We start from the raw sequence: 14,467 nt of genomic DNA, 5'->3' as shown, positions 1-14,467 counted from the left end.
GTGAGAAGCATGAGAGCAAATGAACTGATTTTATACAGAAATATGGAGGACGGGCAGATCCTGAAAGATATGGTCTTTCTGATGGAAGAGTACCGGAATGATTATTACAACCGGGAAGATATCCTTTCCCTTCTTTCCGATACGGTGAACCGGATCCTGGAGCTTTCCGTAAGCCACGGGTTTGAGGGAAACCTCTGGCAGGATTATCTGACCTATCTGCTGGCCAGTCACGAAAACGGGTACAGTACCTCCTGTGAGATCGTGGGGAACGTAGACGGAAGCATCAACCAGGCGGCGCTTCATGATTTCCAGATCTTTCAGGAACTCTTCCAGTATGATTTCCGGGATATGGAGGAAACGCTGGGGACGGGACTTCTGTCTATGATCCGGGACTACCGGGGGATCAGCGGACACGGCAAGGTATTTAACAGCCGGATCCGGGACCGGATCTGCGATCTTGCCAGAGCTCTGGCGGAGGCAGAGACGGCGGAAGAGTTTCAGGAGAAGACCACCCAGTTCTACCGGGAATTCGGCGTGGGAAAACTGGGGCTTCACAAGGCATTCCGGGTAGAGCATACAGAGAACGGCGCGGTAATCGTTCCGATCACGAAAATCGCCCACGTGCACCTGTCGGATCTTGTGGGATATGAAAATGCAAAGAAGAAGCTGGTGGAAAATACAGAGGCTTTTGTGAAAGGGAAGAAAGCGAACAACTGTCTGCTGTACGGGGACGCCGGCACCGGCAAATCTTCTTCCATCAAAGCGATCCTGAACCAGTACTATGACCAGGGACTGCGGATGATCGAGATATACAAGCATCAGTTTCAGGATCTGAATGATGTGATCGCCCAGATCAAGGACCGGAATTACAAATTTATTATCTATATGGATGATCTGTCCTTTGAAGAATTTGAGATTGAATACAAATATCTGAAAGCTGTGATCGAAGGCGGGCTGGAGCGAAAGCCCGACAATATCCTGATCTATGCCACCTCCAACAGAAGGCATCTGATCCGGGAGACCTTCCGGGACAAGCAGGACCGGGATGAGGAGTTACATACCAACGATACGGTGCAGGAGAAGCTGTCTCTGGTGGCAAGATTTGGTGTGACGATCTATTACGGCAAACCGGAACGCAAAGAATTTCAGGAGATCGTCCGTCAGCTGGCGAAGAGAAATCACATTACCATGCCGGAAGACGAACTCCTTCTGGAGGCAGGAAGATGGGAACTGAACCACGGCGGACTGTCCGGAAGGACAGCCCAGCAGTTTATCGACTACCTGGCCGGGACGATGTAATAAAAGCCATGCAGGTTAATCCTGTATGGCTTTTAGATTGGAAATATCCGAGTCAATGACAAGAGAATAGTTGGTGTGGTAGATCACGAACCCCGGCCTTGCGCCGTTTACTTTTTTCACATGTTTCTTTTCCATATAGTCGATCTCTACTTTTTCGGCGCCCCGGTTTCTGGAATAGTAGGCGGCAAGTTTTCCGGCTTCTTCAAAGGTCCGGTCCGGGATCTCTTCGCCGCCGCTTTTTAAGATCACATGGGAGCCGGGGACCCCTTTGGCATGGAACCACCAGTCATTTCCCGAGGCAAAATGGAAGGTCAGTTCTTCGTTCTGCAGATTGTTTTTCCCGACATAGATGTGATACCCGTCAGAAGAAAGGTAGTGAAGAGGCAGGTTTTTGCTCTTGCTTTTTTTCTTCTGGTTCCGTCTTCTTACATAGCCGGACTGGGTCAGTTCTTCCTTGATCTGGGTCAGATCGTCTTCGGACATGGCAATATCCAGGGCGCTTTCCACAGATTCCAGGTAACGGATCTCGTCGGAAGTCTCCCGGATCAGTTCGGTCAGGGCTTCAAAGGTTCTTTTCTGCTTGTTATACCTGGCAAAATATTTCTGCGCATTTTCCTGGGGTGTTTTCACCGGATCCAGAGGAATGGTGATTTCCTTTCCTGTATAATAATTTTCCGCGGTCAGCTCCTTTGCGCCTGCAGGCAGCTGATAGCCGTATGCCTGGATCAGTTCCCCGTAAACCTTGTAAAGATCCCGGTTCTCAGTGTCTTTTAACTGCCTGCTCTGCAGGTCGTATTTTTTCCGGTTCCGCTCCAGTGCGGTCTGCACGATATGGCGCAGGTCCGCGCCCTTTTGCCGGATCCGGATCAGGGTGTTGCGGACGGCATAATAGGCAGAAAGGACTTCAGAGACAGAAGAGAAGGTCTGTTCCCGCAGGTTTGAAAAATGACGCAGAGGAACCGCGGAAAATTCCTTTGGTGTATTGCCGTCAAAATAGATGGCAGGCGAAAAGGTTCCGCTTTTTACATCTTCCATATAATACTGGAACTGCCGGTACAGATGCGTTCTTGCATCAGAAGAAAGATCTGTGGCCGTGATCCCGGAATCGATCCCGGACTGCCAGCAGATTTCCTCTGCGATCACAGGACTGATCCCGGTAAAACTGGTGTAGATGGCTTTCCCAAGAAGCGCCGGCTTCTCGCTTAAGGCCTGGAAAAACTGGTCTTCGGTTACGGTGAGGGGATCCAGTTTGTGCATGGTGTCCGGGATGAACCAGGTTCTTCCCGGAAGCACTTCACGCACGGAACTCATGCCTGCAGGCACGTGTTTGATGCTGTCAATAATCCGGTATTCCTCATCACAGAAGATAATATTGCTGTGTTTTCCCATGATCTCAATGATCAGAAATTTCCGGCACAGGTCGCCCAGTTCGTCCCGGTGTTCGATCTCCAGACGGATGATCCGTTCCAGTCCCGGCTGGGTAATGCCAAGAATGCGTCCGTTCCCGATGTGTTTGCGAAGAAGCATGCAGAAATTCGGAGCAGTCATGGGGCCGGGCTTATTGGTGTCTGTAAGATAGATCAGTGGAAGAGAAGCGCTGGCCGAGATATAGAGACGGCGCTGGCCTTCCTTTGTTTTCAGCGTCAGCAAAAGCTCATCTGTTTCCGGCTGGGAGATCCTTGCGATCCTGCTGTCTGTGATCGTTTCCTGCAGTTCTTTTACAACTGCGGCAACGGTAATTCCATCAAATGCCATAGTGAAAATCCTTCCTGAAGATAAGTCTGTATCGCACATAAAAATGTGACCTTTCCCAGTATATCATAGTTGACGCGATATTCCAAATGCCTTATAATTAACGATGGCATAAAATGCATTTTACATACATTTAAAAAGATAAAGAAGAGGAACCGATTATGATCAAAAGTATGACAGGATTCGGACGCTGTGAATATGCCAAAGGAGAGCGGCGGTTTGTAGTAGAGATGAAAGGCGTCAACCACCGCTATCTGGATGTGAATATCCGGATGCCGAAAAAGCTGAATTTCTTTGAGACAGCGATCCGCAATCTGTTAAAGCAGAGTGTACAGAGAGGAAAAGTCGACATCTTTATTTCCTACGAAGATTTGTCGGAAAGCCAGGTGGCGCTGAAGTATAATGAGACGCTGGCCGGCGAATATCTGAGATATTTTCATGAGATGGAGGAAAGCTTCGGACTGGAAAATGATATCCGTGTATCGACCCTGTCCAGATGTCCGGAAGTTCTTACGATGGAAGAACAGGCTGTGGATGAAGAAGAATTGTGGAACGAACTGAAGCAGGCTCTTGACGGAGCGATCAGCCAGTTTGTGGAAACCAGGGGTACAGAAGGAGAAAACCTGAAGAAGGATCTGATCGAGAAGCTGGACGGAATGGTGAAGCTGGCAGATCAGATTGAAGAGCGTTCCCCGCAGATCCTTTCCGAGTACCGGCAGAAGCTGGAGACCAAGGTAAAAGAACTGCTTGCGGATACACAGATCGAGGAAGGCAGGATCGCTGCGGAAGTTGTGATGTTCGCGGATAAGATCTGTACAGATGAGGAAGTGGTCCGCCTGCGCAGCCACATCCTGCACATGAAGGAAACCCTCCAGTCCGATGAAAGCGGGATCGGCAGGAAACTGGATTTTATCGCGCAGGAGATGAACCGGGAGGCGAATACGATCCTGTCAAAGGCAAATGACCTGGAGACTTCTAATATAGGGATCGACCTGAAGACGGAGATTGAAAAAGTCAGAGAACAGATCCAGAACATCGAATAGAGGAGGAGAAAAAGAGTTGGAAAACAAAGGAATCCTGATCGTAGTATCCGGATTTTCCGGAGCCGGCAAGGGAACCATCATGAGAGCGCTGCTTGACAAATATGAAGAAACGTATGCTCTCTCTGTTTCTGCCACCACAAGAGATCCCAGACCCGGGGAGGTGGAAGGCCGGGAATATTTCTTCCGTACAGTCGAAGAATTTGAAAAAATGATTGCGAAAGAAGATTTGATAGAGTATGCTAAGTACGTGGATAATTATTACGGGACGCCGCGTACCTATGTGGAGGAGCAGCTGGAGCGGGGCCGGGATGTGATCCTGGAGATCGAGATCCAGGGGGCGCTCAAGGTCAAGGAAAAGTTTCCGGAGACCCTGCTTTTGTTCGTTACACCACCTTCTGCCGCAGAACTGAAGCGCAGGCTGGAAGGCCGCGGGACGGAGACGCCGGAAGTGATCGCAAGCCGGATGAAGCGCGCCAGAGAAGAGGCGGAATATATGGACCGCTATGATTATCTGATCATCAACGACGACCTGAATGAATGCGTGGAAGAAATGCATCAGATCATTCAGGGCGAACACAGAAGAAGTTACAGAAACAACGCATTTATGGAGCATATGAAGGAAGATTTGAAAGGAGAATAAGAGATATGTTGCATCCATCTTATACAGACCTGATGAAAGTAGTAAATAAAGACGTGGAAGAGGGCGAGACCAAGGTCGTGAACAGCCGCTATTCTATCGTAATGGCTACTGCAAAAAGAGCCAGACAGATCATTGACGGTTCCATGCCGCTGGTTCCTGTAAAGGACGCGGAAAAACCGCTTTCTATCGCCATCGATGAACTGAACCAGTCCAAGATCACCATCATCGGCGAGGAAGAGGAAGAAGAATAAAAAGAAACGAACACGGCCGGAAGTACGTGGATACAGGGCAGATGCCGCAGGGTATCTGCCCTTCTTAGAAACGGCTGTAAGGAGGAAAAGATGAATCTATTGTTTATTTCTCTTGGCTGCGACAAAAATCTGGTAGATTCTGAAGTGATGCTGGGGCTTCTTGCAAAAGAAGGATATCAGATGGTGGATGATGAGCAGGAAGCGGATGTGATCGTCATCAATACCTGTTGTTTTATCCATGACGCAAAAGAAGAAAGTATCCAGACCATTCTGGAGATGGCGCAGTATAAGGAAGAGGGCCGGCTGAAGGCTCTGATCGTGACCGGATGCCTGGCACAGCGTTACCAGCAGGAGATTCTTGATGAGATCCCGGAGGTGGACGCAGTCCTTGGCACAACGGCATATACGGAGATTGCCCGGGCGATCGAAGAGGCTCTGGAAGGGAAAGGGAAGGTTACCACCGAAGACCTGAACGCACTTCCCTTGACAGACCCGCACAGGATCGTAACCACAGGCGGGCATTACGCCTATCTGAAGATCGCGGAAGGGTGCGGCAAGCACTGCACCTACTGTATCATCCCCAAACTCCGGGGAGATTACCGCAGCGTTCCAATGGAAAGGCTGATCGCCGAGGCAAAAGACCTGGCAGAACAGGGAGTCAGAGAACTGATCCTGGTCGCCCAGGAGACGACGCTGTACGGAAAGGATCTCTATGGGGAAAAGTCTCTCTACCGGCTTCTGAAAGAGCTTTGCAGGATTGACGGGATCCGGTGGATCCGCATTCTGTACTGTTATCCGGAAGAGATTGATGACCCGCTGATCCAGGTGATCAAAGAAGAAAAGAAGATCTGTCATTACCTGGATCTGCCGATCCAGCATGCCAGCGATGAAGTCTTAAGAAGGATGGGAAGACGGACTTCCAAAGAGCAGTTGAAGGCTGTGATCGGAAAACTGCGGGAGGAGATCCCGGACATCTGTCTGCGGACAACTCTGATCACCGGATTCCCGGGAGAGACGAAAGAACAGCATGAAGAGTTGATGGAGTTTGTAGACGAGATGGAATTTGACCGGCTGGGCGTTTTCACCTATTCTCCGGAAGAAGATACTCCGGCTGCGGAAATGCCGGATCAGATTCCCGAGGAGATCAAGGATGAACGCCAGGCGGAGCTGATGGAGCTCCAGCAGGATATTGCGTTTGACGCGGCCGAGAACATGATCGGGAAGGAAGTCCTGGTGATGATCGAAGGCAAGGTCGCAGACGAAAACGCCTATGTGGGAAGGACTTATAAGGACGCCCCGGGTGTAGACGGCCTGATCTTTATCAATACAGAAGAAGAACTGATGTCCGGAGACTTTGCAAAAGTGAAAGTAACCGGAGCATTAGAATATGATCTGATAGGAGAGTTGTTATCATGAATCTGCCAAATAAATTAACCGTACTTAGAATCATTATGGTTCCGTTTTTCGTATTTTTTATGCTGACGGACGTGGGAGGAGACGCCAATAAGTGGATTGCGCTTGTCCTGTTCTGCGTAGCCAGCCTGACAGATATGCTGGACGGCAAGATCGCCCGTGCCAGAAATCTGGTGACCAATTTCGGAAAATTCATGGATCCTCTGGCGGACAAGCTTCTGGTGTGCTCTGCCATGATCTGTATGATCCCTTCCGGGCAGCTTGCGGCCTGGTTTGTAATCATTATCATTGCCAGAGAGTTCATCATCAGCGGATTCCGTCTGGTGGCCTCTGACAACGGCATTGTGATCGCGGCCAGCTACTGGGGAAAATTCAAGACTGTATCCCAGATGTTCATGATCATTGTACTGATCATGGACCTTGGAGGTATCTTTGACGTGATCGGTACCGTGCTGATCTGGGCGTCCCTGATCCTGACCGTGGTATCCCTGATCGATTACATCGCAAAGAACGTGCAGGTACTGACAAAGGGAGGCATGTAGAATGACCGTAGAATTTGTCTGCGTAGGGACAGAGATCCTGCTTGGAAACATCGTGAATACCAACGCCGCTTACCTGGCGGAGCAATGCGCCATGCTGGGGCTGTCCTGCTACCACCAGAGCGTGGTGGGCGACAACGAAGAACGGATGGAAGAGGTGATCCGTCAGGCGGTATCCCGTTCGGATATCGTGATACTCAGCGGCGGCCTTGGGCCAACCAGAGACGACCTGACAAAAGAAGTGACGGCAAAAGTGTTCGGCATGGAACTGGTGGAAGACCCACATTCCAGATCCCGTATTGAAGCGTATTTTCAGAAGTCCGGAAGACAGATCACAGAAAATAACTGGAAACAGGCCATGGTTCCCAAAGGAGCCATTGTTGTAGATAACGATAACGGAACGGCGCCCGGTCTGATCCTTTGCAAAGACGGGAAAAGGGCTGTTCTGCTCCCTGGTCCTCCCAACGAACTGATCCCGATGTTTGAAAAGGATATCCGTCCTTATCTGAACCAGCTGGAGCCAGAAGGGATCTATTCCAAAATGGTCAAGATCTGCGGATCCGGAGAGAGCAAAGTGGAGTCTCTGATCACGGACCTTCTGGAGAAGCAGACGAATCCTACGATCGCGCCTTATGCCAAAACCGGGGAAGTACATCTTCGGATCACTGCAAAAGCGGCGGGAGAAGAAAAAGCAGAAGCACTGATGAAGCCGGTGATCGAGGAACTGTACCGAAGATTCGGCAAACAGATCTTTACGACAGAGGAAGAGGTAACGCTGGAAGAAACGGTGGTGTCGCTTCTGAAGGAGCAGCATCTGACCGTGACGACGGCGGAATCCTGCAGCGGAGGCCTGACGGCGGGACGGCTGTTGAATGTACCCGGCGCGTCGGAAGTTTACAGGGAAGGATATATCACTTATTCCAATGAAGCCAAGGAAAAGCTTCTGGGCGTTTCCCACGATACGCTGATGACCTGCGGGGCAGTCAGCGAAGAAACCGCCTGTCAGATGGCAGAAGGAGCGGCAAAGGCTGCGGGAGCCGATCTGGCAGTATCCGTAACCGGAGTCGCAGGCCCGGACGGCGGAACAGAAGAAAAACCAGTGGGCCTTGTTTATATCGGGTGTTATAACCGGGGATCCGTTTTTGCCAGGGCATTTCATTTCAGCGGAAACCGCGCGAAAAACAGAGAACAGGCAGTGGCAAAGGCATTGACCATGCTGCGGGAAGCCTTGATCTAAAATGATCCCGACAGGAGGAAGCTATGGATATCAGAATACTGAACGAACAGGAAATTCTTCCGGCCCTGCACCTGGTGTGGGAGGTGTTTGCAGCGGACACGGCGCCTCAATATACACCGGAAGGCGTGGGAGAATTCCAGAATTTTATCAAATATGAACAGATCCTTCCCATGGTCCGGGGAGGAGGGATCACCTTTTTCGGAGCCTTTGAAGAACAGGAGATGACAGGCGTGCTTGCCCTTCTTTCTACCGGGCAGATCGCTCTGTTCTTTGTAAAAAAGGAGTGGCAGGGAAAAGGCATCGGACGGATGCTTTTCCAGGCTGCCTATAATTATTGTGCCAGAAAGCTGATGGTCAGAAGGATCACTGTACAGGCGATCCCGTCTGCAGTAGAGAAGTACCGGCACCTGGGCATGCAGCCGGAAGGCGGAGAAGTGACAGAAAACGGCATGGTTTTTGTGCCCATGGAACTTTTTGTTATCGCCGGTCTGGTTCAGCCGGTGAAGCGCAAAAAAGCGCCGATCATCATTGCAGCCGTGGCAGGAGCGGTTCTTCTGATCGCCCTGTGCGCCGCGGGATTTGTCATGATCCGCAATCTGGTGAATTTTGTCCAGGAAAGAGAGGACGACCGGGGAAGTTATGAAGTTCCCTATGACGACAGCAATCCGTTCTGGGATGATGGGAACGGCTACGACTATGAAGAGCCGGACGACTCCGGTGAACTGTCCGGCATAGAGGGGATCGAGGCTGATATCGCAGACGATCTGTCCTACGAACTGGAAGAAGACAGTTATGCGTTCAGCGATCAGGAAAATACCTCTGTGCTGATTGATTTTTACGTGAATTATCCGGTAGTGACAGGACTGAAGGATCCGAAGACACAGGACACTGTCAATGAAGCGATCCAGGACTGCGCAAAGCAAACCGTAGATGAGATTTACGACAATCCATCCCCGGAGATCCAGAACCGGGTGCTGGAGGCACAGACGCCGGCCCTGATCAGCTATGTGGAGTATAAAGTCTGCTATGCAGACAATGATCTGATCAGTATCGTCTTTGACGACAGCAGTTACAAAGGCAGTGAAGAATACCTGGATATGAGTCTTCGGACGATCAATATCAATCTTCAGGACGGTACGGTCTATCAGGTGAAAGACATCGTGGATCTGTCCGGTGATTTTCTGGACGAATGGCTGGATCGTATGCGCTCGGAAGCGGAAAACGATGACTTCTTATCGGAACTGGACGCTGACGGCATGCGAAAAGCGCTGGAAGGAAGCGATGATTCCGGCGTTTATACGCCTAATTTCTTCGTCTATGCCGACGGCATAGAGATCGGTTTTGATCTGAACTATCCGGAAGGTGACTCCCATGATCTGGGCTATATCTGGGTGACAGCGCCTTTTGAAACAGAAGAACTGGACGCGTACCATACAGACAGTACATTCTGGCAGGCGATCCAGGACTGAAAAACAGCAAACTGACAATTGACGAAAGAAATAGAATATGAGAAAATAAATGTAAGTATGGTGTTAAAGATATAACAAGCCCTACGAGAGAAAAATGTGCAAGTTGAAAGGAGTTTTAAAATGATTTATTCACATGAAGTAGAAATGATGTGTCCGGTAGCGCAGGGTGCAAATCACGGGCCGGCTCCGATCCCGGAAGAAGCAAAATGGGTACAGGCAAAAGAGATCAAGGACATTTCCGGATTTACACACGGTGTAGGCTGGTGCGCACCGCAGCAGGGAGCATGTAAGCTGACACTGAATGTAAAAGACGGCATCATCCAGGAAGCACTGGTTGAGACACTTGGATGTTCAGGAATGACACATTCCGCAGCTATGGCATCTGAGATTCTCCCGGGAAAAACCATTCTGGAGGCGCTCAATACAGACCTTGTCTGTGACGCGATCAACACAGCTATGAGAGAACTCTTCCTTCAGATCGTATACGGAAGAACACAGAGCGCATTTTCAGAGAACGGTCTTGCAGTAGGAGCAGGGCTTGAGGATCTGGGAAAAGGACTCCGTTCCCAGGTCGGCACAATGTACGGTACATTAGCCAAAGGTCCTCGTTATCTTGAGATGGCAGAAGGTTACGTAACAGGTATCGCTCTGGACGATCACGATGAGATCATCGGATATCAGTTCGTAAACCTTGGAAAATTCACAGACTTTATCAAAGCGGGCGATACACCGAACGACGCATGGGAAAAGGCAAAAGGACAGTACGGCCGTGTAGACGATGCTGTGAAGATTATTGATCCGCGTAAAGAGTAGTCTGGACAGGCGGATCAGCCCGGATGACAACATCTGTGCGTATCCGCGATAAAAAGAATGTTAGAATTCAGGAGGATACATAAATGGCTTTATTTGAATCATATGAAAGAAGAATTGATAAAATCAATGAAGTGTTAAATAGTTACGGCATCGCTTCTCTGGAAGAGGCAGAGAAGATCACAAAGGACGCCGGACTGGACGTATACAACCAGATCAAAGGCATTCAGCCGATCTGTTTTGAAAATGCATGCTGGGCATATATTACCGGAGCGGCCATCGCTATCAAGAAAGGATGCGAGACTGCTGCAGACGCAGCCGCTGCCATCGGCGAAGGACTGCAGGCTTTCTGTATCCCGGGATCTGTTGCTGATCAGCGTAAGGTAGGTCTGGGACACGGCAATCTTGGAAAGATGCTTCTGGAAGAGACCACAGACTGCTTCTGCTTCCTGGCAGGACATGAGTCCTTTGCAGCTGCAGAAGGCGCTATCGGTATCGCAGAAAAGGCAAACAAAGTAAGAAAGAAACCTCTGCGCGTTATTCTGAACGGACTGGGAAAAGACGCTGCCAAGATCATTTCCAGAATTAACGGATTCACTTATGTTCAGACAGAGTACGACTATTTTACAGGAGAACTCAAAGAAGTACAGAGAATCTCTTATTCTGACGGACTCCGCTCCAAAGTAAACTGCTACGGAGCCAATGATGTACGCGAAGGCGTTGCTATCATGTGGAAAGAGGGCGTTGACGTTTCCATCACCGGAAACTCTACCAACCCGACCCGTTTCCAGCATCCGGTTGCAGGAACCTATAAGAAAGAATGCGTAGAAGCAGGAAAGAAATACTTCTCCGTAGCTTCCGGCGGCGGTACCGGACGTACCCTTCACCCGGATAACATGGCTGCAGGACCGGCTTCCTACGGTATGACTGACACCATGGGACGTATGCATTCTGACGCACAGTTTGCAGGTTCTTCTTCTGTACCGGCTCACGTAGAGATGATGGGCCTGATCGGCGCTGGAAACAACCCGATGGTTGGTATGACGGTAGCTGTTGCGGTAAGCATCGAGGAAGCAAAGAAAGCAGGAAAGTTCTAAGAAATAGTGTAAAATCAAGCATTGTTCAGAGTTGTAAGCGTTGTAAAACTGTGTGAGAAGTTGTCCGTAATACACATATAGTACACAGGTAATACACAAAGGGAAACGGCGGTAATACACAAATTTGAGCATGAAGAAAGGCTATACCAGAGTCAATAGGATTTCTGGTATAGCCTTTAATTATTTGATTTTTTGAACTCCCCGGTGCAGGTCTTCAATAGTCCTGTGAGAGTAAGTCTTTTCTGTGATATCTTCAACAGCATGACCAACAATCAGTTTCAGAATATATTCATTCATATCAACTGCCTTTGATAGTGATGAATTAATTGACGAAAAGATACAATTTTTGAACGAACTGAAAAAGGGAACGCCAATAGAAAAGATACCGAATTTTTACAAAGTTCTGGAACTTTTACCAGATGGCGGTATTTGGGATTAAAAAACAAAGGTATAGATTTTACGTCTTTGCATTTTTCATGGCTATATAGTGATTATATGAATTGTCAGAGGGATAAGAACGTGATAGAATACCAATAGGAACAACCGTGTTACAGGGTGGCGTGACCTCATTCTGATAGAATGGGGGTGATGCCTATGAAAAATCATTTTGATTTTAAGGATTTAATGACTTTTGGTCTTTTCCTTCTGGCATTGCTTACATTTATATTTTCGTTTTGTAAGTAGTCATACATAGCAAAACCACCCTTGTACTTTGGACGGTTCAGGGTGGCTTGCTATTCCTATAATCGGTCAACCCCTTGTGGGCGGTTGTTCCTTTTTCACTTATAATATAACATGATTGTTCAGTGTGTTCAAGGAAAAACTGAAAAGGTGGGTGAAGTAATATGTCACAGTCTTTGTCGTCATTTTGGAATAGTCCATATTTTGTACCAGAACCGGATAACTGGCATTTGAAAGAAGATGCGCCGGAAGAATTGAAAAAAGAATTTGAAGAATATATGAAAGCGAGCTAAAATCGTCCACAAACTGACTGAAAAGATAGTGTAAACGATATTAAACGAGATAGGAAGTATTATGGATTTTGATAATTTACCTAAAATGGATTTTAATTATACTAGTAATTTGCTTAATCAAGTTCAGAGGGAACAAGAAGAGCGGTTGGCAGAAATCAATCAAATGTATGCTGAACAGCGAGAAAGAGAAGCACAGAGTTTGCAAGCCACTATTGAAACGGCAGAGAATACAGCAGAAATGAAGCAAGACCTTAAAACTGTTATTCATAACCAGAATAATTATATTAAAATGTTGGAATATCAAAATCAGCTTTTGAAGAATATGTTTGTTTCTGGTGAAGACGGGCTTGCTGTTCAGAAAGAGATTATGATGATTTTACAAGAACAAGGTGAAACTGATAGCACTTTTAAGGATAAGGGACTTGATGCAGGAATACAGGCGGTTTTTTTAGGTATTCAGATGTGGTTAAAATCCAGAGGAATTGATTTTTGATATGTCAATTTGAGGATGGGTGATCTCTATGGAATTACAGAAAGCGTTAGAAGAATATGAAAAATACTTTAGTGAGAATTATTTCTTTTATATTGGATTTGTGAAAACTGACAGTGAAATTATTTCAGAAATCCAGAAGTACATCAAGACGAGAAAGAAGCAACGCCTGCCAAAGTACGAAGATAATTTGCAATAGTTGTGGATATGAGTGGTAAAAGGAGTGAGATAAGTAATGGCTAACTGTTCTTTTTGTGGTAAAAAACTTGGAACATTTGAAAACACATATAGAAAGTTTGATGGAGATTCAGGTATATGTAAAGAATGCAATCATTTGTTTACAACAGTAATAGCACCACTTATAAAAGCTATGTCTGAAAGTGGACAATCAGAAACAAAGATGCTGGATGTTATTGTTGACTCATATGCAGATAACGAAAATAAAAAAGAATTTTTGATTAACTATCTTAATAAAAACTGGTTTCATTTTATTAAAGAAGAGCAACAAAAACAAAAAGAAGAAGAATATAAAATAATTATTCAGCAAAACAAACGATTTATTAAACTAACAACCGGATATAATTTTGACGGATATCATATCACTTCTTATAAAGGAATAATCAGTGGAGAAACTGTTATTGGAACTGGATTGTTTAGTGAGTTTCTAGCATCTAGTAGTGACCTGGTTGGTATGAATTCAAATTCATTTTCCCAGAAAATGAGAGCAGTAAAAGATAATGCGATTGATCAATTAAGGGCAAGGGCAGTTTGTCAAGACGCAAATGCTGTCATTGGTGTTGACTTTGATTATATTACATTTGGAAATAATATGATTGGTGTATCCGCTAATGGAACAGCGGTTGTAATTGAGAAAAACGAGTAAAATAATTCCATTGCAAGTTTAAGATGGGCAGTCAAGAGGGGAAGTGCAAACCTCAAATTTAAAGGGGGCTCTTCCGTAGGGATGGCAAAAAAGGATAATTAAAGTATTGCAGGCGCAGTGGTTTTTGCTGCGCCTGTTGTGATGTGATTAAATAAATTCGTCTTCAATGAAATATTGAACAGGATTAGAAGAAGAGGATTCATTTATGACAGGATTACTTCTGGTTGCGTATAAAAAAGTTGTCGAGTTTAAAAATCCATGATAAACTAAGCATAATTGGGCGTTGACATGTGAGTATAACTATAAATTATAATAGTTCGGAGAAGAGGATATTAATATTTGCGATAGGATTGTTACAAAAATGAATACGACAAATAAAAGCATAATTTAAAAAAAATATTTGGACGAAAAGTCAATGTTCCTATGCAATGATGATGGAAGATTACCATCTTTTTCTCAATTAGGAGGAGATTGGGACAGTTTGATGACTTTAGTAGAAGAAAGAAAAGTATTTTATTCCAGACTGTACAAAAATCGTATTACATATATTTCTAATCGATTATATTGGAG

The 14,467-nt window shown here is 46.7% G+C and carries 15 protein-coding genes; 14 read left to right on the top strand and 1 reads right to left on the bottom strand.

All coding sequences use genetic code 11. The annotated features are described in order from the left end of the window. Positions 1 to 9: 9 nt before the first annotated feature. Positions 10 to 1,299 (top strand): ATP-binding protein, encoded by a 1,290-nt coding sequence (locus tag H6A13_RS08825; protein WP_204909240.1) that lies wholly within the window; start codon positions 10 to 12, stop codon positions 1,297 to 1,299. 15 nt (positions 1,300 to 1,314) lie between these two features. Here H6A13_RS08825 and H6A13_RS08820 read toward each other — a convergent pair whose 3' ends face one another. Then, complete coding sequence (locus tag H6A13_RS08820; protein ID WP_204909239.1) at positions 1,315 to 3,054, bottom strand: Rqc2 family fibronectin-binding protein; 1,740 nt, start codon at positions 3,052 to 3,054, stop codon at positions 1,315 to 1,317. 158 nt (positions 3,055 to 3,212) lie between these two features. On the opposite strand from H6A13_RS08820, the gene H6A13_RS08815 reads away from it, so the two are divergent. The 13 genes from H6A13_RS08815 (at position 3,213) to H6A13_RS08760 (ending at position 13,897) form a co-directional block, all read left to right on the top strand. Next, a complete protein-coding gene (locus tag H6A13_RS08815; RefSeq protein ID WP_204909238.1) occupies positions 3,213 to 4,094 on the top strand; it encodes a YicC/YloC family endoribonuclease in 882 nt (293 codons plus the stop codon). Between the two features lie 16 nt (positions 4,095 to 4,110). Continuing rightward, positions 4,111 to 4,734 carry a guanylate kinase gene (gene gmk / locus H6A13_RS08810; RefSeq protein WP_204909237.1) on the top strand — a complete coding sequence of 208 codons (624 nt, stop codon included), beginning with the start codon at positions 4,111 to 4,113 and terminating at the stop codon, positions 4,732 to 4,734. Positions 4,735 to 4,739: 5 nt separating this feature from the next. Continuing rightward, positions 4,740 to 4,985, top strand: a complete 246-nt coding sequence (gene rpoZ / locus H6A13_RS08805; RefSeq protein WP_204909236.1) for a DNA-directed RNA polymerase subunit omega — start codon at positions 4,740 to 4,742, stop codon at positions 4,983 to 4,985. Positions 4,986 to 5,075: 90 nt separating this feature from the next. Then, positions 5,076 to 6,401: a 30S ribosomal protein S12 methylthiotransferase RimO gene (gene rimO / locus H6A13_RS08800; protein ID WP_204909235.1), complete on the top strand. Its 1,326-nt coding sequence runs from the start codon at positions 5,076 to 5,078 to the stop codon at positions 6,399 to 6,401. Further along, positions 6,398 to 6,940: a CDP-diacylglycerol--glycerol-3-phosphate 3-phosphatidyltransferase gene (gene pgsA / locus H6A13_RS08795; protein WP_204909234.1), complete on the top strand. Its 543-nt coding sequence runs from the start codon at positions 6,398 to 6,400 to the stop codon at positions 6,938 to 6,940. Before rimO ends, pgsA begins: the two co-directional genes overlap by 4 nt. Position 6,941: 1 nt before the next feature. After that, positions 6,942 to 8,174 (top strand): competence/damage-inducible protein A, encoded by a 1,233-nt coding sequence (locus tag H6A13_RS08790; RefSeq protein WP_204909233.1) that lies wholly within the window; start codon positions 6,942 to 6,944, stop codon positions 8,172 to 8,174. A 23-nt stretch (positions 8,175 to 8,197) separates the two neighbouring features. After that, the gene (locus H6A13_RS08785; protein WP_204909232.1) at positions 8,198 to 9,643 is read left to right on the top strand and encodes a GNAT family N-acetyltransferase; all 1,446 of its coding nucleotides are present in this window, start codon (positions 8,198 to 8,200) and stop codon (positions 9,641 to 9,643) included. Positions 9,644 to 9,763: 120 nt separating this feature from the next. Next, positions 9,764 to 10,456 carry an iron-sulfur cluster assembly scaffold protein gene (locus H6A13_RS08780; protein ID WP_070089312.1) on the top strand — a complete coding sequence of 231 codons (693 nt, stop codon included), beginning with the start codon at positions 9,764 to 9,766 and terminating at the stop codon, positions 10,454 to 10,456. An 83-nt stretch (positions 10,457 to 10,539) separates the two neighbouring features. Then, positions 10,540 to 11,550, top strand: coding sequence for a GGGtGRT protein (locus H6A13_RS08775; protein ID WP_070089311.1), 1,011 nt, complete (start codon positions 10,540 to 10,542; stop codon positions 11,548 to 11,550). 845 nt (positions 11,551 to 12,395) lie between these two features. After that, positions 12,396 to 12,524, top strand: a complete 129-nt coding sequence (locus H6A13_RS13435; RefSeq protein WP_275952154.1) for a hypothetical protein — start codon at positions 12,396 to 12,398, stop codon at positions 12,522 to 12,524. Positions 12,525 to 12,585: 61 nt separating this feature from the next. Beyond that, the gene (locus tag H6A13_RS08770) at positions 12,586 to 13,017 is read left to right on the top strand and encodes a hypothetical protein (RefSeq protein WP_204909231.1); all 432 of its coding nucleotides are present in this window, start codon (positions 12,586 to 12,588) and stop codon (positions 13,015 to 13,017) included. Positions 13,018 to 13,045: 28 nt separating this feature from the next. Then, positions 13,046 to 13,213, top strand: a complete 168-nt coding sequence (locus H6A13_RS08765) for a hypothetical protein (RefSeq protein WP_204909230.1) — start codon at positions 13,046 to 13,048, stop codon at positions 13,211 to 13,213. 36 nt (positions 13,214 to 13,249) lie between these two features. After that, positions 13,250 to 13,897, top strand: a complete 648-nt coding sequence (locus H6A13_RS08760) for a YbjQ family protein (RefSeq protein WP_204909229.1) — start codon at positions 13,250 to 13,252, stop codon at positions 13,895 to 13,897. The last annotated feature ends 570 nt before the right edge of the window (positions 13,898 to 14,467 follow it).

It is taken from the genome of Mordavella massiliensis (genome assembly GCF_016902415.1).
Lineage (GTDB): Bacteria > Bacillota > Clostridia > Lachnospirales > Lachnospiraceae > Merdimonas > Merdimonas faecigallinarum.
This window is presented reverse-complemented; position numbering and strand designations above follow the sequence as displayed.

What these genes read in the sequence shown, in the direction of transcription:
- H6A13_RS08825 (WP_204909240.1), top strand. Translation starts at nt 10, where the DNA reads ATGAGAGCAAATGAACTGATTTTATACAGAAATATGGAGGACGGGCAG.
- H6A13_RS08820 (WP_204909239.1), bottom strand. Translation starts at nt 3,054, where the DNA reads ATGGCATTTGATGGAATTACCGTTGCCGCAGTTGTAAAAGAACTGCAG.
- H6A13_RS08815 (WP_204909238.1), top strand. Translation starts at nt 3,213, where the DNA reads ATGATCAAAAGTATGACAGGATTCGGACGCTGTGAATATGCCAAAGGA.
- rpoZ (WP_204909236.1), top strand. Translation starts at nt 4,740, where the DNA reads ATGTTGCATCCATCTTATACAGACCTGATGAAAGTAGTAAATAAAGAC.
- rimO (WP_204909235.1), top strand. Translation starts at nt 5,076, where the DNA reads ATGAATCTATTGTTTATTTCTCTTGGCTGCGACAAAAATCTGGTAGAT.
- pgsA (WP_204909234.1), top strand. Translation starts at nt 6,398, where the DNA reads ATGAATCTGCCAAATAAATTAACCGTACTTAGAATCATTATGGTTCCG.
- H6A13_RS08790 (WP_204909233.1), top strand. Translation starts at nt 6,942, where the DNA reads ATGACCGTAGAATTTGTCTGCGTAGGGACAGAGATCCTGCTTGGAAAC.
- H6A13_RS08785 (WP_204909232.1), top strand. Translation starts at nt 8,198, where the DNA reads ATGGATATCAGAATACTGAACGAACAGGAAATTCTTCCGGCCCTGCAC.
- H6A13_RS08780 (WP_070089312.1), top strand. Translation starts at nt 9,764, where the DNA reads ATGATTTATTCACATGAAGTAGAAATGATGTGTCCGGTAGCGCAGGGT.
- H6A13_RS08775 (WP_070089311.1), top strand. Translation starts at nt 10,540, where the DNA reads ATGGCTTTATTTGAATCATATGAAAGAAGAATTGATAAAATCAATGAA.
- H6A13_RS13435 (WP_275952154.1), top strand. Translation starts at nt 12,396, where the DNA reads ATGTCACAGTCTTTGTCGTCATTTTGGAATAGTCCATATTTTGTACCA.
- H6A13_RS08770 (WP_204909231.1), top strand. Translation starts at nt 12,586, where the DNA reads ATGGATTTTGATAATTTACCTAAAATGGATTTTAATTATACTAGTAAT.
- H6A13_RS08765 (WP_204909230.1), top strand. Translation starts at nt 13,046, where the DNA reads ATGGAATTACAGAAAGCGTTAGAAGAATATGAAAAATACTTTAGTGAG.
- H6A13_RS08760 (WP_204909229.1), top strand. Translation starts at nt 13,250, where the DNA reads ATGGCTAACTGTTCTTTTTGTGGTAAAAAACTTGGAACATTTGAAAAC.